Annotated in this window: 17 protein-coding genes and 1 pseudogene; 8 read left to right on the forward strand and 10 right to left on the reverse strand. The window is 49.2% G+C overall.

Translation table 11 applies throughout. The annotated features are described in order from the left end of the window. Positions 1-122: 122 nt before the first annotated feature. The 5 genes and pseudogenes from I8U21_RS12355 to hemE all read right to left on the reverse strand — a co-directional run bounded on the left by I8U21_RS12355 (position 123) and on the right by hemE (position 4940). Positions 123-465: pseudogene (locus I8U21_RS12355) on the reverse strand (DUF4064 domain-containing protein). A gap of 307 nt (positions 466-772) precedes the next feature. Continuing rightward, positions 773-1531: a hydrogen peroxide-dependent heme synthase gene (gene hemQ / locus I8U21_RS12360; RefSeq protein WP_181732552.1), complete on the reverse strand. Its 759-nt coding sequence runs from the start codon at positions 1529-1531 to the stop codon at positions 773-775. Between the two features lie 21 nt (positions 1532-1552). Further along, positions 1553-2959 (reverse strand): protoporphyrinogen oxidase, encoded by a 1407-nt coding sequence (gene hemY, locus I8U21_RS12365; RefSeq protein WP_198054019.1) that lies wholly within the window; start codon positions 2957-2959, stop codon positions 1553-1555. A 14-nt stretch (positions 2960-2973) separates the two neighbouring features. After that, a complete protein-coding gene (hemH, locus tag I8U21_RS12370; protein ID WP_181732554.1) occupies positions 2974-3909 on the reverse strand; it encodes a ferrochelatase in 936 nt (311 codons plus the stop codon). After that, positions 3909-4940: a uroporphyrinogen decarboxylase gene (gene hemE, locus I8U21_RS12375; protein ID WP_198054020.1), complete on the reverse strand. Its 1032-nt coding sequence runs from the start codon at positions 4938-4940 to the stop codon at positions 3909-3911. Before hemE ends, hemH begins: the two co-directional genes overlap by 1 nt. 458 nt (positions 4941-5398) lie before the next feature. Here hemE and I8U21_RS15005 point away from each other — a divergent pair, with 458 nt between their 5' ends. Together I8U21_RS15005 and I8U21_RS12385 are read left to right on the forward strand one after the other, a co-directional pair. Further along, positions 5399-7564 (forward strand): nitric-oxide reductase large subunit, encoded by a 2166-nt coding sequence (locus I8U21_RS15005; protein ID WP_309544824.1) that lies wholly within the window; start codon positions 5399-5401, stop codon positions 7562-7564. A 170-nt stretch (positions 7565-7734) separates the two neighbouring features. Further along, positions 7735-9024 carry a hypothetical protein gene (locus tag I8U21_RS12385; protein WP_181732556.1) on the forward strand — a complete coding sequence of 430 codons (1290 nt, stop codon included), beginning with the start codon at positions 7735-7737 and terminating at the stop codon, positions 9022-9024. A 78-nt stretch (positions 9025-9102) separates the two neighbouring features. Here the strand turns inward: I8U21_RS12385 and I8U21_RS12390 are convergent, their stop codons facing one another. Next, entirely contained in the window at positions 9103-9342 is a 240-nt protein-coding gene (locus I8U21_RS12390; protein WP_181732557.1) for a DUF2249 domain-containing protein, read from the reverse strand. A 177-nt stretch (positions 9343-9519) separates the two neighbouring features. Here I8U21_RS12390 and I8U21_RS12395 point away from each other — a divergent pair, with 177 nt between their 5' ends. The 4 genes from I8U21_RS12395 to I8U21_RS12410 all read left to right on the forward strand — a co-directional run bounded on the left by I8U21_RS12395 (position 9520) and on the right by I8U21_RS12410 (position 12837). After that, the gene (locus I8U21_RS12395; RefSeq protein WP_181732558.1) at positions 9520-10050 is read left to right on the forward strand and encodes a DUF2249 domain-containing protein; all 531 of its coding nucleotides are present in this window, start codon (positions 9520-9522) and stop codon (positions 10048-10050) included. A gap of 5 nt (positions 10051-10055) precedes the next feature. Further along, a complete protein-coding gene (locus I8U21_RS12400; protein ID WP_181732559.1) occupies positions 10056-11324 on the forward strand; it encodes a heme-copper oxidase family protein in 1269 nt (422 codons plus the stop codon). Further along, positions 11315-11614, forward strand: coding sequence for a metal-sulfur cluster assembly factor (locus I8U21_RS12405; protein WP_198054021.1), 300 nt, complete (start codon positions 11315-11317; stop codon positions 11612-11614). Before I8U21_RS12400 ends, I8U21_RS12405 begins: the two co-directional genes overlap by 10 nt. A 191-nt stretch (positions 11615-11805) precedes the next feature. Then, positions 11806-12837, forward strand: coding sequence for a multicopper oxidase domain-containing protein (locus I8U21_RS12410; RefSeq protein WP_181732561.1), 1032 nt, complete (start codon positions 11806-11808; stop codon positions 12835-12837). Here the strand turns inward: I8U21_RS12410 and I8U21_RS12415 are convergent. After that, complete coding sequence (locus I8U21_RS12415) at positions 12804-13901, reverse strand: TIGR04053 family radical SAM/SPASM domain-containing protein (protein WP_181732562.1); 1098 nt, start codon at positions 13899-13901, stop codon at positions 12804-12806. The genes I8U21_RS12410 and I8U21_RS12415 overlap by 34 nt on opposite strands. Before the next feature lie 115 nt (positions 13902-14016). After that, positions 14017-14787 (reverse strand): class I SAM-dependent methyltransferase, encoded by a 771-nt coding sequence (locus tag I8U21_RS12420; protein ID WP_181732563.1) that lies wholly within the window; start codon positions 14785-14787, stop codon positions 14017-14019. Between the two features lie 353 nt (positions 14788-15140). Between I8U21_RS12420 and I8U21_RS12425 the strand changes: the two genes are divergently transcribed. Beyond that, positions 15141-15296, forward strand: a complete 156-nt coding sequence (locus tag I8U21_RS12425; RefSeq protein WP_181732564.1) for a hypothetical protein — start codon at positions 15141-15143, stop codon at positions 15294-15296. A 156-nt stretch (positions 15297-15452) separates the two neighbouring features. Continuing rightward, positions 15453-15938, forward strand: a complete 486-nt coding sequence (locus tag I8U21_RS12430) for a cupin domain-containing protein (protein WP_370527090.1) — start codon at positions 15453-15455, stop codon at positions 15936-15938. 52 nt (positions 15939-15990) lie between these two features. Here the strand turns inward: I8U21_RS12430 and I8U21_RS12435 are convergent, their stop codons facing one another. After that, a complete protein-coding gene (locus I8U21_RS12435) occupies positions 15991-16938 on the reverse strand; it encodes a COX15/CtaA family protein (protein ID WP_181732565.1) in 948 nt (315 codons plus the stop codon). Between the two features lie 33 nt (positions 16939-16971). Continuing rightward, the gene (locus tag I8U21_RS12440) at positions 16972-17892 is read right to left on the reverse strand and encodes a heme o synthase (RefSeq protein WP_198054022.1); all 921 of its coding nucleotides are present in this window, start codon (positions 17890-17892) and stop codon (positions 16972-16974) included.

Raw genomic sequence — 17892 nt, forward strand, 5'->3', positions numbered from 1 at the left:
ATATCAGTCTACAAAAAAATAAAATTCTTGTAAACCTTCAGTTCTAATATTAAAGCCCTCTCCGGAAAATGGAGAGGGCTGTTTTTGTAATCCTCCAGAAGAGGAAAATCCCACCTTTAGATTCATGCTGACATTTCTTTTTGTTTATCCTTGCGGAAGATTCCATTAATCCTGCAATTACAAGGAACACGGTTGCTAATACATAGAACATCGAGATGCTAATTAATCCGCCGATCCCTGAAATCAGCATCAAAGTGCCGCCGATCTTTGGATTAATCTTTACTACAATTGCTCCTACGATTGCCAAGATGGAAAAAAGGAAAGCTCCCCAACCTAACCGGTTACCTCCGATGTACCGCCTGAAACAGCCTCATCCACAGCTCCAAAAAAGATAGCAAACAGTGCATCACCAAAACCGAAAATCCCACCGATAAGCCCCAGGACAAATTCTGTTGTCCGGCTCATTGTTTATCCTCCTTATTGCACTTTGATTTCAAACTCAACCTTTTTGGTGTTCATAAAATCGGATGACATTACTTCGCCTAAATCCATTTTGATTTCTTTGACAGCCTTGGGGTTCAGAAAGGGAGCAGTTTTCTGTCACAATCCCTCCCCCTTTTCCTTACATGTCCTAATAACTGTTGTTTGGTTAGATTAAGTGTGGTTATGCTGAATGCCGTTTGTTGGTTCAAAATAAGTCATTTCATCATCAAAAAAAGGATGACGGACCTCTTTGTCCATCATCCTTATAACAAGATCAAGCGGGTCGGGTTTATCCGTTTAAACCTTCCAACAGCAAAGCGTTCAAATCTTCCTGGGTCAAATAATTCCCCACATAAAACGGGCCAAATTCCCCAAAACGTGCGCTCGCTTCGTCAAAGCGCATTTCGTAGACCAGCTTTTTGAATTGCAACGGGTCTTCCCCGAATAAGGTGACACCCCACTCCCAATCATCCAAACCAACCGAACCGGTAATGATTTGCCGCACTTTCCCGGCATAAGAACGGCCGATCATGCCGTGGCTTTTCATCATTTCTCTCCGGTCTTCCATGGAGAGCATGTACCAGTTGTCTTCCCCGTCTCTTTTTTTGTTCATCGGATAGAAGCAGACATAACCGGATTTGGGCATCATCGGTTTTAAGCGTCTTTGCACCGACGGATCCGTTTCCGGATCGACATGGGGCGGAATGGTGTAAGCGCCGAGTTCCACGATGGAAATATAGGAATAAGGAGTGGTGGTGACTCCGGCGAAACGCGTTTTGTTAAATTGATTTTTGACATCGGTCAATTCTTCCAAAGTGGGACGGAAATGCACAAACAACAAATCCGCTTTGGAACCGGAAATGGCAAATAAGGCAAAGCTTCCTTGTTTATTTTCTTCAACGGATTCATATTGCTTCAGGATTTCATTCAGCTCGCGCACCGCTTCTTCTCTTTCGCCGGCACTGAGTGATCTCCATTGATTCCAGTCGATTGAGCGAAAATCATGAAAAGCATACCAGCCTTCATACGTTTCCACTGCTTGTGCCATCTTTTTTCACTCCTCATCTGATCAAGCTGATAAATATTCTATCACATCTTGAACGGCTTTTTTTCCGTGGCTGATGCAATCGGGAATCCCGGATGCACCATAACTGGATCCTGCCATGAAAACTCCCGGATAATGGATGGACATCTGTTCCTTTAATTGCTTCAACCAATCCGGGAAACCGACGACAAATTGCGGCATGGCTTTCTTCCAACGTGTCACATGGGTAAACTCGGGCTCTCCGTTAAAGGCGGTGATCCGTTTCAGATCGGAGAGAACCACCTCAACGATTTCCTCATCCGACTTGTACACGATTTCTTCATCGCCGGCACGCCCCACATAACAACGAAGCAACGCTTTGCCCGGCGGGGTGGTGTGCGGCCATTTTTTGTGCGTCCATGTGCAGGCGGTGATGGTGTAAGGCTCGACACGCGGAATCAAAAAGCCGGTTCCATCTTTGGTTTTGGGGGCTGTTTCCTCCGAAAAAGCCAGCAGCACCGTCGCCACCGAAGTGGGCCGGTCATTCAGCGGCTTCAAAAAGTCAGCTTGCCCCAAAACTTGCCGGTTCACTTCATGCGGCAATGCCAAAATCACCGCATCCGCTTCCAAAGGCTCCCCTTGCTCCAAATACAACCGGTACTTTTTCTCCTGTTTTTCCACCCGCTTCAATTGTTCTTCTTTGATCACCCGGACATCCTGCAATTGTGCTTCCAATTCTTCGACCATGGCTTGGAGCCCGTTTTTCAACGTGAGAAACGCGCCTTTGGGTTTGTCGGATTTGGTTTTCGGCGGGCGCATGGATTTCATGCCCAGGATCATGCTGCGATATTTTTTCTCCATCTCGGCATATTGCGGAAAGGTGGACAGCAAACTCATCTGGTCAATGTCGCCTGCATAAATCCCCGACAGCAGCGGTTCGATGATCCGGTCCACCACTTCACTCCCCAAGCGGTGGCGGAAAAATGCACCCACGGACCGGTCCTCTCCTTCCGCCACATTGGAACGGGGAAGAACCAAGTCGACCGCGGCACGGACTTTGCCGGCCGGAGACACCAAAGGAGTCAGGACAAACGGCATGATCCGGGTCGGCACTCCCATCACAGCCCCTTCCGGAATCGGCAACAGCTCATCTTTGTGCAGGATATATGCTTGTCCGGTCTGATTCCGGACCAATTGATCTTCAAGCCCCAAATCTTTGGCCAACTCGAACGCGCTTTTCTTCCGCTCCAAAAAGGAGTCGGGCCCCTGCTCCATGACAAAGCCGTCCCGGACCAACGTTTTCACTTTTCCGCCCAGACGGCCGGAAGCTTCCAACAAAGTGATTTGCCACTTTTGCCCCTTCTCTTTTAAGGTTTTTTGTAAATAATAAGCAGCGGACAACCCGGTCATCCCTGCTCCGGCTATGACGACATGTGGTGTTTGCACATTCATTGCAAATCTCCTCCTCAAGTGGTCAGGCGCTTCTCCACCACATCGGCAAGGCAACGGATAAATTCCGGATCGACATTGGGCATCGGCGGACGGTAATAATTGGCGTTCAACTCATCCGTCAATTGTTTGCACTCAATGTCGTTGTCATAAAGCACTTCCAAATGATCCGCCACAAAGCCGACCGGGCAATAAACAAACGAACGATATCCTTTTTGCTCATACAATTCCCGGGTCAAATCCAGCACATCCGGACCCAGCCATGGCTCCGGCGTCCGTCCCGCGCTTTGCCAGCCCACCGCGTAATGCGGAATTTTTGCTTCTTCGGCAATCAGCTTGGCGGTTTCTTTCAATTGATCCGGATAGGGGTCCCCCATTTTAAGAATTTTCTCCGGCAGGCTGTGCGCCGTGAAAATTACCACCGTTTGGTCACGCTCTTCTTCCGGGATGGCCGACAAGGTTTCTTGAACCCGTTTTGCCCACAAACGGATAAATCCCGGATGGTCATGCCAACTGTCCACCGTTTTGATCTTCGGACCGCCCAGTTTTTCGGCTTCTTGGTTTGCGCGGTCATTGTAAGTTTGAATGCTGAGGGTGGAATAGTGCGGTGCCAGCACAATGCTGACCGCTTCCTCAATCTGATCCTCTTTCATTTTCCGGACCGCCTCTTCAATGAACGGGTACGTGTGTTTTAATCCCAAGTACGCTTGAAAAGTCCGGTCCTTTGACCTGGAATTTAACTCCTTTTCCAAAGCTTTCGTCTGTTCTTCCGTAATGCGTGCCAGCGGGGACACCCCGCCGATCATTTCATATCGCTGTTTCAGATCTTCCAACAGTTCGGCAGGCGGCTTTCTGCCGTGGCGGATATGGGTGTAATAAGGTTCGATTTCCTCAGGACTTCTCGGGGTTCCATACGCCATGACGAGCAAACCGGTTTTCTTAGCGATGGTCATCACCTTCTTGTATATTGATGGACAAATTCAGTCAATTTTTGAAGCGTTTCCACACGAACATCCGGAAACACACCGTGGCCCAGATTAAAAATATAGCCCGGCTGTTTCATTCCCTGATCCAAAATTTCTTTGGCCCTTTCTTCGATCAATTCCCAAGGACCCATGAGAATCGACGGGTCAAGATTTCCTTGCAAAGCTTTTTCGACCCCTTGTTCCCTGGCAAAACGGATCGGCGTCCGCCAATCCAGACCGATCACATCCACCGGCAGTTGATTCCATGCCTCCAGGAGATGACCGGCTCCGACTCCGAAATAGATGACGGGGACATCGGTGTCTTCCTTTAATTCGCGGAAGATCCGCTCCATGACCGGAGCCACATAGGTTTGGTAATCCTGTTGGTTCAAGGCACCGACCCAGGAGTCAAACACTTGGACGGCATGGGCACCTGCTTCAATTTGTCCTTTCAGGTAATTCACGGTCATGTCACCGAGTTTCTTCATCAACTGATCCCAAGCAGAAGGTGCCGAATACATCAATGCTTTCGTTTTGTGATAATTTTTGGACGGTCCGCCTTCCACCATGTAACTGGCAAGCGTAAACGGCGCACCGGCAAAGCCGATCAAGGGAACGGAAAGCTGCTCATTTAAGATCTGAACCGCTTCTAAAATGTAGGGCACATGCTTCTCTGGATCCAGCTCTCCCAAACGGCCGATCTCCTCTTCGCCCCGGACCGGGTTGGAAATCACGGGACCGGTTCCCGGTTGAATGGCAACCTCCACCCCGATATGTTTCAGCGGCGTCATAATATCCGCAAATAAAATGGCGGCATCCACCCCCAGCTGTTCGACCGGAAGCGAGGTCACTTTCGCACAGACCTCGGGATTTTCGCTCATCTCAAAAAAAGAATATTTCCGGCGGATTTCCCGGTACTCCGGCTGGTACCTCCCTGCTTGGCGCATATACCAGACAGGTACATAAGGGGTGTGCTCTTTCCGACAAGCTCTCAAAAAAACATCATTCATTTGACCCATATCTATCTACCTCTTTATGGTTCAATACTGCAAACCTCTTTACTAAGTTTTTACCCAAACCAACTCTTTCACATAAGCATAACGGCAATAACAGATCATATATTCCCTGAACATCCATCCCAATATTTTCCTGATGAAAACATAGCGAAAGAGTGTTTGCATCTGCACATTGTTAATGATATCACAATATATTTTTTTGCCAAGCGTTTCCCGGGTTTCTTCATAAAATGTCCAGATTCTGTCTTCTCTGCCGTCCTTTTTCCTCTTTTTGTTTTTTGAATAAAAACGCTTTGTTTCCAAAAAATGGTACCAGTTAAAAAAACAGATCAGGAGGAGTTTGTTATGCGATATTCCCGGCTTTGGACCGGTCTGGGACTGGTGATTCTCATTTCATTCGCCATTTTGGGATATTACGGGGGAAGAATTTATCAAACCATGCCCCGGTTCCCAAAAAGGTCGTGACCACAACCGGCAAGGTTTTATTCACCGAAAAAGAAATTAAAGACGGGCAAAACGTTTGGCAATCCATCGGCGGACAGGAATTGGGAACCATCTGGGGACACGGTGCTTATGTGGCCCCGGACTGGAATGCCGACTGGCTGCACCGGGAAGCCATGTGGATGTTAAACCGGTATGCGTCGGACCAATTCAAAAAACCTTATCAGCAATTGGACGATGAGAAAAAAGCCATGCTTCAAGCCCGCTTGAAAAAAGAAATCAGAACCAACACCTATCAACCGGACACCGGCAATCTGGTCATCTCCCCTTTGCGTGCCGAGGCAGTTTCTCACCTCAGCCGGCACTATGCATCATTGTTTGGCAGCGATCCGAAACTGGATGATTTGCGTGAAAAATATGCCATCCCCGAAGGGACCGTCAAAAATCCCGGGCGGATGAAATCCTTAAACGCCTTTTTATTTTGGTCAACCTGGGCATGTGCGACGAACCGCCCGGGTAGTGACATCACTTACACCAATAACTGGCCGCATGAACCCCTCATCGGCAATCATCCCACCGGGGAAATGGTGCTTTGGTCGGTAGTCAGCTTCGTCCTGTTGCTGGCCGGCGTGGGCGCTCTGGCTTGGTATTATGCCACGCAACAACACGATGAAACCGGATCGGAAGATCATTTTCCCGAGAAAGATCCATTGCTCGCCTTGTCTCCCACTCCATCCATGAAAGCAACACTGAAATATTTCTGGGTGGTCGGCATTTTATGGGTGGTTCAAGTGGCGTTGGGAGCCGTCACCGCCCACTACCAGATTGAAGGAAGCGGATTTTACGGGATTCCCATTGCCGAATGGATTCCCTATTCCATCACCCGCACATGGCACACCCAACTGGCGATCTTCTGGATTGCCACGGCTTGGATCGCCACCGGCTTGTTTGTGGCCCCGGCGGTCTCCGGTCGTGAACCGAAACATCAACGTCTGTTGGTCAACATTTTGTTTGTCTGCTTAGTGATCATTGTCATCGGCTCAATGGCCGGACAGTGGTATGCCGTCCAAGAACGGTTCGGGCTGAAGACCAACTTCTGGTTCGGCCATCAGGGATATGAGTATACCGATCTGGGAAGGTTTTGGCAGTTATTTTTGACCATCGGGCTTTTCCTTTGGTTGTTTTTGATGTTGCGGGCGATTTGGCCGGCCCTGAAAAAGAAACAAAACGACAGGCATTTGCTCATTTTGTTCATGATTGCATCCACCGCCATTCCCTTGTTTTACATCCCCGCCCTGATGTGGGGGCAACACACGCATTTGGCCATCGCCGAATACTGGCGCTGGTGGGTCGTCCATCTGTGGGTGGAAGGATTCTTTGAAGTGTTTGCGACCGTTGTCATCGCCTTCCTGTTCACGCGCATGGGGCTTTTAAGAACAACCACCGCAACCGCTTCCGTTTTATTTTCGACCATTGTTTTCTTGTTCGGCGGGATTATCGGCACATTCCACCATTTGTATTTCAGCGGAACGCCGATCGGGGTTCTGGCGTTGGGGGCAACCTTCAGTGCACTTGAGGTCGTCCCGCTGGTGCTGATCGGGTTTGAAGCGTATCAAAATTTAACCCTCACCCGGGTCCGTCCCTGGGTGCAAGCCTATCGATGGCCCATTTACTACTTCATTGCCGTTGCTTTCTGGAACCTGACCGGCGCCGGTTTGTTCGGGTTTTTTATCAATCCCCCGATCGCGCTTTATTACATGCAAGGTTTGAACACCACCTCCGTGCACGGGCATACCGCTTTGTTCGGTGTGTACGGAATGCTCGGGATCGGCTTGATGCTCTTCTGTTTGCGCGGTTTGACCCAACAATCCATTTGGAAGACCAAAGCGTTGTCTTTCTCGTTTTGGGCCATCAACATCGGACTGGCGCTCATGGTTCTTTTAAGCCTGCTCCCCATCGGCTTGATGCAAACATGGGCCAGCGTCGAACACGGAACCTGGTACGCCCGTTCCGCCGAATTCATGTCGCGGGGGATCATTCACACCTTCGTCTGGCTCCGGACCATCGGAGACACCCTCTTTGCCATCGGCGCACTCGTCCTGGGCTGGTTTGTCCTGGGGCTGAAAACCGGATGGTCCCTGACGGGCAAACGCCTTCCTTATGCGGAGAAAACAAAAGATGGATAAACCCGGCTCCCTGCTGCTTCCACCCGCAGCAGGGGTTTTTTTGTTCAATGTCGTTTTATTTTAAAATCATCCATTGAATCTTTTATGTAATTCTATTTATAATTAATAAATAAAGGTAATATTATGCAATTTTTGTTTATTTTTATAACCGAATGAAAGGAGGAGCGGATTTGGCTTTCTATCAAATTTTGTCAGAACCGGTCCGATACATCCCGTTTGATCTCGGAACCCGGCTTTCCCCGGAATTATTCGAAGAAATCAGCGGTTATCTGTCCAAAAATTTTCAAGTGTCCCCGTTGACCGGAAAGGAAAAAGTGATTTTGTATGAAAAATGTATCTGTGCCAAAATCACCGGGCGATTATTTTTATATATATTTCAAACCGGAATCGGGCTGTTTAAATACTATTCCAAACCACAAATTTACATCGGAAACATGACCTTTGCCGCCAGGTATCTGGAAAAAAGAAAAAAAGCCCACCAAAAAATTCTCAATTGGACTCATGACATTTCTCCCGTCATCTATGTGATCACCAAAGAGTTGAGGGAGTTGGCAAGAAAACACAAGAAAGAGCTTCGTCCCAGCGCTTCATCGGGTTGGGAATACAACGGGCTTTCTTACGTCATGTCCATGGTTTTTTTCAGCCCGCTGCAAGGCCATGTGGACACCTCCCGCTTTGACCGTCTGCCCCGCTTTTTGCAAAAAGGGATTCCCGCCATTTTAAAACCGGATTTAATCGGTTATGACGATTCCAACGAACTTTCAAAAATGGATGCAAAAAAAGAGAAAGTCTTGGAATACCTGGAAAACATCCACTCGACGCCCGTGGATTACGATGACCGGAAACAACTGATGATTTTTATGAGCTGGGCCGCTGTCATCGTCTTTGGCGAATTTGATGAATCAGACAAAGAGATTTACGAATTAATTGAATTAAATTTGCAACATTACTGGTTCTACTTGTATTGCCTGGATCAATGGCTGCCCGTTGAAAAAGATGAATTTAGACAACTGAATTTATCCATTGATCAATGCATCAATTTAAAAGTGGAGATCGATGATATCCCGCTGATCATCCAATATACGGACGAATCCCGTTTGCCCGAGCGGTTTAAACCCATGGTCGACGGTTTAAGCGAGACAAGCCGTATCCATCAATTGTTGGAAGCGCTGAGCGAAAAACTCGATTCATGGATTGAACTTCTCTCCAATGAAGAAATGCGCCGGGCTGAACAGCGCAAAGAAGAAGCACAAAAGAAATTTGCCAAAAATGCCGCACTGGCCTTGTATACCATCGCCTTTATCGAAATCACGCCCAACTTGTATGAATTTTTTTATTACCTGCTGGAAATCAGCGGATTTAACCTCGTACCGGTTCAACTTCTGTTGACGTCGCTGATCCTCGTTCTTTATGCGACGGGAGCCGTGATAATTTTTAAAAGCGGGGTGACATCTGCTTGAAAGGGGATCACGCTTGCGAGCAGTGATCCCCTTTGGCACATCATCAAGAAGAATTGAAATATTAAAAACATGAAGATATTAACCTTTTTTGCTGATCGCCACACGCCAGACCTCCGGGCCTTCCTCCAAATACTCCCACCCGAAAGCCTCCGGCCTTTCCATTTGAAACTGATAATAAAGTGGTTTCGGATCGTGGTCGTTGTATAACAACATCGTTTGTCCGGGCTTTAACCCGTCAAAGGTTTCAAAAATGATCCGGTGCTTGTCCTTCGGTTCATATTCTCTTGCATCGACGGTTGCCGCAAAAGACTGTTCCAATGCTTAACCCTCCTTTTTTGATCGGATTCGGCATTTATTTTAGTCCGCTTCCTCCGGGATTTCTGTGATATTTCCCACTTTTTCCCGAAAAAACGAAACCCGGTTTTTGATGTGACTTTGGTCACAACCTCCCCACCGGTCCTTCTATATAGTGGGAACCAAAGGAGGGATTCACTGATGAAACAACCGAATCAACCCGTTGTGGAATTGGATGTCCGTGAGGACTTAAGGAAAAAAACAGAGCCTTTTCAAAAAATCATGGGCGCTGTGGCCTCATTGAAAGAGGAAGAACAGTTGCTTTTGCATACAACTTTCAAACCGGTTCCATTGATCCGGGTGTTAAAAATGAAAGGTTTTCAGTGTGATGCCACCAAGCTGGCTCCGGATCACTGGACTTGCCTTTTTTATAAGAAAAACGGGAAACCGAAAAAGGAAAAGGCGGAACATCCGCCCCGAACCGTGGAAAACAATGAGCCTCAGGTGTACCGTTTGGACAACCGGGGACTCCAACCTCCGGAACCGATGGTCCGGACCCTGAATCAATTGGAAAAAGCCGCCCCCGGTGATCAAGTGATCATTCACAACGACCGGGTTCCCGTATATTTGTTGGAAGAATTGGACCGTCTCGGCTACACCTGTGAAGTGGAACAAAAAGAGGATGGCTCCGCAGAAGTCACCATCTTCAAACCCCGGACGGACGGGAAGTGAAAAGGATGAAAATCCACGCCGATTCGTCATCACTGAAAATTCCGCTGTGTTTTATCATCACGGGGATCTTGGAAATGGCCGCGTTTTTCATCGCAGCGATTCTGCTCCTGCCGGATCTTCCCGTGACGGCACCCCGCACCCCGTACGGATGGGGACTGACACATCTTTTTGTTCTGGGGTGGGCATCCATGATTGCCATGGGAGCAGTGTACCAGCTGGTTCCGGTGGTTCTCAACCAATCGCTCTTCAGCCAAAAGATGGGGATGTTTCATTATGCCATTTATTTGATCAGCCATGCCGGTTTGATCTTCGGCTTTTTCTTTTTTCATCCCCGCTGGATTGCCGTTTTTGGCACTCTCCTTTTCCTGGCCATTTTGCTTTTTGTGCTCAACATCGGCATCACGCTGCTACGGGCAAGGCAATGGAATCCGGTCACCCTGCATGCGGGAAGTGCGCTGGTATACCTGATCTTGGCCGCTTTCAGCGGCATGTTCATGGGCTTTGATTTTATCCTCGGGAAGTTGGGCGTCAGCCATGACCAGCTTCTTTACACCCATATCTGGCTCGGGGTTGCCGGGTGGTTCGGCAATTTGATCATCGGGTTCAGTTACAAACTGTTGCCGATGTTTTCCATCTCCCACAGCCATCCGGTCCAATGGCAAAACCGGACGTTGTTTCTCTTCAATCTGGCCGTGGCCGGCGGGGCTTTGAGCAACCTGACCGGGATCGGTCTGTGGAGCCGGTTTTCCATCATGTTGTTGGCCGTGGCTTTTTGCCTTTACGTTTACGCATTGCACCAGATCCGCCAATCCGGGATCAAGAAGAATCCGGGGGCCGGCATTCTTTTCACCTTGCGCGTCAATTTATTGGCGGCGCTCTGTCTTCTTGGGATTGCCGTTTGTTCTTTTTTCGTTTCCCAACCGGCCTTTTTCATCCTGACCATCTGGACCGGGTTATGGGGATGGGTATTCTTAACCATCATCGGTTATTTGTCAAAAATCGTGCCTTTTTTATGGTGGACCTTTCAATACGGCAACCAGGTCGGAAAGAACAAAGTGCCCCTTCTGTCTGAAATGATTCAGGAGCAGAAATTGAAACGGGCACTCCATGTTGCAGGCTTTGCCTTTTTGACAACGGTGCCCGGGATGGTCACGTCATCCGCCTTTCTTTTTCAAGCCGGATTCCTTCTGTTTTCGCTTTCCAGCCTGTATGCCATCTCCATCATCGGCAACGTCTTCACTTTCAGGTCAAAGGAGGAAAAAGCATGTGTTTAACCCGTGAAACCGTTATCGAAAGGCTGAAAGAAGTTTATGATCCCGAGTTGGGCGTCAATGTGGTGGATCTCGGGCTGATTTACCGCATGGATATCAAAAACGGTCATATTTTCATCGAAATGACCCTGACCACCCCCGGATGCCCGCTTCATGACACCATCGTCAACGGGGTAAAATCCGCATTAAATTCATTGCCGTCCGTGGAAAGCGTGGAAGTGAACGTGGTTTGGGATCCCCCGTGGACACCGGAGAAAATTTCCCCGGAAGGAAGAGAATGGCTTGGCTTTTGACCCAACCTTCACCAACGCATCACTACAGCGTTTGTCTTCCGGCAAACGCTGTTCATCCCCTCCCGGGGCACCAAAAAAGCATCACACAGGAAACCCGGGAACCTTTGAAAAACTCAACGGCTCATTTGTGAAATTATGCACATTTACGGTTACGGTGTTTGAAATGACCAAAGAATACGTGGTGATCATCAATGAAAGCAATAAACTTTCTCTCTGTTCTTTTGATTTCATCGCTTGTCCTGTCCGGTTGTTCCATTTGGCCAAAAAAAGAACCGGAAACACATTCAGAGAAAACCGAACCTGCCGCGCAACGGGAAAATGCATCGCCGGTCCCGCCGAAAATCACCCGGGACGGGAAAACGGTCCGTATTGAAATGACGGCACAAGTGACGGACGTCGAAATCTCCAAAGGCGTGACTTACAACGCCTGGACTTTTAACGGCACGGTTCCCGGCCCGGTGATCCGGGTCAAAGAAGGGGACACGCTCTTCTTCACCTTAAAAAACAAAGATCCGAATCTGCCGCATTCGATGGACTTTCATGCCGTCCATGCCGCCCCCGACAAAAAATTTGCCAACGTGATGCCCCGTCAGCAGAACACTTTCACCTATTCCGCCGATACCCCCGGCGTTTTCATGTACCACTGCGGAACTGACCCGGTCCTGCAACACGTTGCCAACGGAATGTTCGGCATGATCATCGTTGAACCCAAAAACGGTTATCCGACCGACGCCATGATCGACCGCGAATATGTCATCGTCCAGAGCGAATGGTATCAAGAAAATGACCTTGGCGCCATGATCAACGGCATGCCGAAATACAATGTGTTCAACGGCAACGATTATGCCTTGAAAGAACAACCGCTTCATGCAAAAGCCGGAGAGCGGATCCGGTTGTATGTGCTAAACGCCGGACCGAATGAAGTTTCTTCCTTCCATGTGATCGGCACCACCCTGGATACCGTCTATTTGGACGGAAATCCCCGCAACCAGCTCCATGGTTTGCAAACCGTGCAACTTTCGCCAAGCGCGGGCGCCGTGGTCGAATTGACCGTCACGGAAGAAGGAAACTATCCTTTCATCAGCCATCAACTCCGGCAAGCTTCCAAAGGCGCCAAAGGAATCATCCGGGTAACCCGGAAAAAGAAAGGGACTTCCGGCCTTGGAAGTCCCTTTTCCTTTGGTTTTTTTCATGTTTCCGGCCGAAATGCCGCCGGAATGTAACTGCAGGAGGGATCGCTCTCCAGATAATCCCCGGTCAACGCATAAGCCCGTGATCTGGACCCTCCGCAAATCTCCTTGAATTCACAAACCCCGCATTTGCCTTTCAGCTTCGATTTATCCCGCAAGTTTTTCATGACGGGCGACTCGCGGTAAATTTTCCACAAGGGTTCCCGGCGGACATTTCCGCAAACCACCGGCAAAAAACCGCTGGGATACACTTCGCCGATATGACTGATAAACACAAATCCGTCTCCGTCATTCACGGCTTTCGGCGCTCTTCCCAAAACATCTTTTCGTTTGTCCGCTTGTGAAACTCCCGTTTCTTGCTGTCTCCGGGACTCCTGCAAAAAGACACGGCGATGGTGCGGCGCTTCCGTCACTTTGATATCACAGGGCATCGTTTTTTTGAGCTTGTAAAGCCATTTCATCACCGATTCATGCTCCTCCGGGGAAATCATGTCTTTTTTTAATCCCCTTCCGGTGGGAACCAAGAAGAAGACACTCCATAACACCGCTTCCATCTCTTTGACTTTGGCTGCAATCTCCGGCAAATCTTCCAGATTGTATCTGGAAACGGTGGTATTGATTTGAAGCGGAATCTCCAATTCTTTCAGGTATTGAATTCCTCTCATGGTCAAATCATAAGATCCTTTGGTCCCCCGGAAAAAATCATGAATCTCGGCACAAGAACCATCCAGGCTGAAGGCCCAGCGGGACAATTTGGCTTCTTTGGCTTTTTCCACCGCCCGGCGGGTCACCCTGGGGGTGGCGCTGGGGGTGATGGAAACGGGTAAGTTCTTTTCTTCAATGGCATATTTGGCCAATTCGAACAAATCCGGGCGCATAAACGGATCGCCGCCGGTGAAGACCAACAAGGGCGAATCCATCATCGCGATTTCATCGATTAAATGTTTCCCCTCTTCAAAAGTAAGCTCTCTCGGATCCCGGCGGTACTGAGCCTCCGCACGGCAATGCAAACATTTCAACGCACAAGCGCGGGTGACTTCCCATATCACAATAAACGGATTCACGTTGTAATCTCTTGGTTTTGCCCATGCTTTCATTCCATCACATCCTTCCAGCTTCATCTTAGCCAAAAAACCGATTTCTTTTTGTGAATAAGATCACAAACAAAAAAAGAGCTTCCCCGCGGGAAAGCTCTTCTTTCCAGGCAAACCGTCACGGTTCCTTTTTCAGTGTGCAAACCAAACAAAAAACGCGATGCGGTATCTTCAGCCTCTCCTCATAATTCTTTTCCAGGAACTCTTTGAATTCATGGTCAAACCTGGCAATTTCATCCGGCGGAAGACTGGCCCCCACCCCGGCGCTTGCCCGGATCCGCCCCCGCCATGCCTCTTGGCTGTATGGTATCATAAGATCAAATGTGAATGATTCGATACCGGAAAATCCGCCGATGGCCACTTGCGTGAACCACGCCGGATAAACCCCGGTTCCCCCGGCCCCTTGCCAATCCGGATTATACGACAAGATGAGCTTTTCCGTCTCTTCCACAATATTTCCTTTCAGCGGCAGCCAATCCAGATGGACGATCGCCAGTTTTCCGTGCGGGCGCAAAACACGGCGCACTTCTTTTAACACTTGATCCGCTTGAAACCAGTGCCAACACTGCCCGGCAGTCACCACATCAAATTCGGAATCCGAAAAAGGCAACGCCTCTGCCCGGGCGATCACATACCGGGAATGGACCCCTTCTTGTTCATCCAACTCCCGGGCTTCTTTGATCAGCTCTTTGGATATGTCAACGCCGGTTACCCGGCCCCCTTGCTTCGCAAATTTCCGGGCAAGATACCCGGTTCCCGTCCCGAGATCCAATATGGATTGTCCCTTGAGCCCCACCCCGTACCTTTTCAGACGGTCATACAATTCATCCGGATAGCCCGCCCGGTACTTTCGGTAATCGCCGGCAGTCAGGCCAAAATCCACTTTCATCTTTCCGCCTCCCAAACCAGATCACTGATAAACCGGTTTTTTAATTCTGTATTTTCTGCAAAAAAATGAAAATTTGATCGATCCCTGTTGGCACGATACAATGGATACAGCCCCGTTCCGTGAACATTCGCAAATGCCGCCACTTTCAGTTTAACAAAAGGAGAACAAGTCCGTAAACCCATGCACCATGAACGTCCCGGAAGCCCCCAAAAATGAACAAAATGGTTTTCTTTCCAAACAGAAAGTATTCTGACAAAAAATCCGATGCTTTTCCGAATAACTCTTCGGGAACTGGTATCATCGCTGATCAATCTGTATAGGAAAACGGAGGGATCAAAATAGAAATCTTATATTTGATCTTAATCTATGCCGTATTGTCAACGGTCTTCCTCTTCGGGGCCATCACTTTGGGAAAAAAGTTGGGATGGGAACCCAAATCGGCCTATATATTGGCCAGTATCCTGGATGGTGTATTGATCATCATTTTCATCATTTTGTATTTAATTTGAAGCGTTTTGACAGAAAAAAGACCTCCTGATGAGGTCTTTTTCTTTTTCGTTCATTCTTTGATTTGATCAGAACGGAACATCTGCCCACGGATCCCCATATGTATAAGGTGAAATTACCTTTTAAAAGCATGAAACTCTTTGAAAGGGATGAGCAATGTGTATCACTACCTGTATCCCCCTTATCCGTATCCTTATTATGCTCAAATCCCTGATCCGTCCAATCCCAACGGGGGCCGGTTCAACGATCAGGGAAAAAAACCCTTTGTCATCAATATCGAACAAGCGGCTGAACAAAACCAAACGTTCCGCACGGCCATCTGGACAGGAGATCATTTGCAGGTGACGTTGATGAGCATTAACCCCGGAGAGGATATCGGCTTGGAGGTTCACCGCGATGTAGATCAGTTTTTGCGCATTGAGGAAGGCCAAGGCTGGGTGCAAATGGGGCCGCAAAGAGACCGGTTAAATTTTCAAAGAGCCGTGTTTGAAGATGATGCCATCATGGTTCCGGCCGGTACATGGCACAACATCATCAATACGGGATATCAACCTTTGAAACTCTACAGCATTTACGCACCGCCGGAGCATCCGTTCGGCACGGTTCACCGGACCAAGCGGGATGCGATGGAAAGAGAAAGATGATTTTCCCAAAATCAAAACAGGCCACCTTATCCTGGTGGCCTGTTGCTCTTGTCTAATATTTGAAAGCCCCTTTTCTTCTTTGCGGTACGGTTTTAAAGGCCAGCCAACTCAACAGGCAAATGACCAGGCTGGGAAAGGTGACATGGAGCAGGAAGGCCGCCAGACTCAACCCGGTGTAAATCAACAAACCGCCACTTAAAAACTGCAAGACGATCAGGATCAACATGGCCCGGCATATGCCCCACAAATCCTTTCTTTCATGACGCATCCGGTAAGCCAACACGCTCAGCCGGAGGATCAACAAAAGAAGAACAAAGCCTGAAAGGCGGTGAACCCAGTCGATCACCAGCGCATGCCGGGCAATATCATAAGGTTCCGTCGGGACGGGCCATCCTTGAAAGAAAGAACCGGAACCGGTAAATGAAACATACGCCCCGAAATACACCACGAAGAAGAAATAAATCACCGCAAACCAGGCCCATTGCCCCAGCTTTCTCATCCCGGCGGGATCCGCTTCCGGTTGGCGGCGTGACGGGTCCGCCTCATTCCGGTACAACCATCCCGTCCACAAATACAATCCCACCACCGAGGTGAGGGCCATCCCCATATGAAACGCCAGCACCCACGGGGGGTTGTCAAAAAGAACCGTCAGCGCGCCCAATATTGACTCCCCGATAAATCCCGAAAAACAAACGCCGATAATGATTCGCATCGTTTTTTGGTCCCGGTATCGTGTCCAGGAGAGAACGGTCAACACGAACAAAAGGATCATGTCAACCAGGACACTCACCCGGTGGGTGTATTCAATGGCAACATGCTTATTCCATTGGCTTGGAATCCATTCTCCGTTACACAGGGGCCACTCTTCGCCGCAACCAAAAGTGGACCCTGTCTTGGTGTCGACAAAACCGATGAGATTGACCAAAAACAACCCGATCAGCGTGATGAGCGCCAACGGATAAAGTTTATTCCGATGGCGGCAGATGGTTGCCATTTGCATCCTCTCCCTCCCTTCTTAAAGAAAAAGGAGAAATTATATCAATACATCCATGGCCATGGCAGCAAACAAAACCGTCAAATAAACCAACGAAGCCCGAAAAGCCCGTCTTGCCCACAGGATCTCATCATCCGGCTCCCGCCACATCAGGATCTGAACCGCCAAAAAAGCCAATCCGGCCAGGACGGCCGTGACCAGATAAAAACCGCCAACGGATCCGGTCATCGCCAATCCCAAAGAGACGGGCAAAAGAAGCACCGTATAGACCAAACATTGCTGTTTGGTGACACGAAAGCCCCGGACTGCCGGCATCATGGGAACGCGGACCAGGCAATATTCCTCATTTCTCACCATGGCCAGCGGCCAGAAATGAGGCGGCGTCCAAACGAAGATAATGGCAAACAACCACACGGCTGTCCAACCGATTTCCCCCGTCACTGCAGCGCATCCCACCATTGGGGGAAGCGCGCCGGCTCCGCCCCCGATGGCAATGTTCAGCGGCGTTCTCCGTTTGAGCCACATCGTGTAGATCACGGTGTAATACAAATAGCCGGCCAGTGCCAAGAGTGCGGAAAGCCCGTTGACGAAAACGGCCAACCAAATCAGGGACAACATTCCCAGACCCATTGCAAACCAAAGTGCCGATTGCGGACGGATCCGGCCGGTTGGAAGCGGACGATGGATGGTGCGTTTCATCAGTTGATCCATGTCACGGTCGTACCACATGTTAAAAGCGGACGCCCCCGCGGCACACAACGCCAAACCGACCGACATATGAACCAAGGTCCAAACCTCCGGCCATCCCCCCTCGGCAACGATGGCGGAACAAAGCGCCGAAAAAACCATCAGGAGAACAATCCGCGGTTTGGTCAAGGCCACATACGCCTTGACCTTATTGATCACCACGGAGAGAAACCGGGGGTCCGATGAAACCGCATGAACCGATGGAGCCGGCAT

It is taken from the genome of Thermoactinomyces sp. CICC 23799 (assembly GCF_016055145.1).
Taxonomy (GTDB): domain Bacteria; phylum Bacillota; class Bacilli; order Thermoactinomycetales; family Thermoactinomycetaceae; genus Thermoactinomyces; species Thermoactinomyces intermedius.

What these genes read in the sequence shown, in the direction of transcription:
- hemQ (WP_181732552.1), bottom strand. Translation starts at nt 1,531, where the DNA reads ATGGCACAAGCAGTGGAAACGTATGAAGGCTGGTATGCTTTTCATGAT.
- hemY (WP_198054019.1), bottom strand. Translation starts at nt 2,959, where the DNA reads ATGAATGTGCAAACACCACATGTCGTCATAGCCGGAGCAGGGATGACC.
- hemH (WP_181732554.1), bottom strand. Translation starts at nt 3,909, where the DNA reads ATGACCATCGCTAAGAAAACCGGTTTGCTCGTCATGGCGTATGGAACC.
- hemE (WP_198054020.1), bottom strand. Translation starts at nt 4,940, where the DNA reads ATGGGTCAAATGAATGATGTTTTTTTGAGAGCTTGTCGGAAAGAGCAC.
- I8U21_RS12395 (WP_181732558.1), top strand. Translation starts at nt 9,520, where the DNA reads ATGAAACAACCGAATCAACCCGTTGTGGAATTGGATGTCCGTGAGGAC.
- I8U21_RS12400 (WP_181732559.1), top strand. Translation starts at nt 10,056, where the DNA reads ATGAAAATCCACGCCGATTCGTCATCACTGAAAATTCCGCTGTGTTTT.
- I8U21_RS12405 (WP_198054021.1), top strand. Translation starts at nt 11,315, where the DNA reads ATGTGTTTAACCCGTGAAACCGTTATCGAAAGGCTGAAAGAAGTTTAT.
- I8U21_RS12410 (WP_181732561.1), top strand. Translation starts at nt 11,806, where the DNA reads ATGAAAGCAATAAACTTTCTCTCTGTTCTTTTGATTTCATCGCTTGTC.
- I8U21_RS12415 (WP_181732562.1), bottom strand. Translation starts at nt 13,901, where the DNA reads ATGAAAGCATGGGCAAAACCAAGAGATTACAACGTGAATCCGTTTATT.
- I8U21_RS12420 (WP_181732563.1), bottom strand. Translation starts at nt 14,787, where the DNA reads ATGAAAGTGGATTTTGGCCTGACTGCCGGCGATTACCGAAAGTACCGG.
- I8U21_RS12435 (WP_181732565.1), bottom strand. Translation starts at nt 16,938, where the DNA reads ATGCAAATGGCAACCATCTGCCGCCATCGGAATAAACTTTATCCGTTG.
- I8U21_RS12440 (WP_198054022.1), bottom strand. Translation starts at nt 17,892, where the DNA reads ATGCCGGCTCCATCGGTTCATGCGGTTTCATCGGACCCCCGGTTTCTC.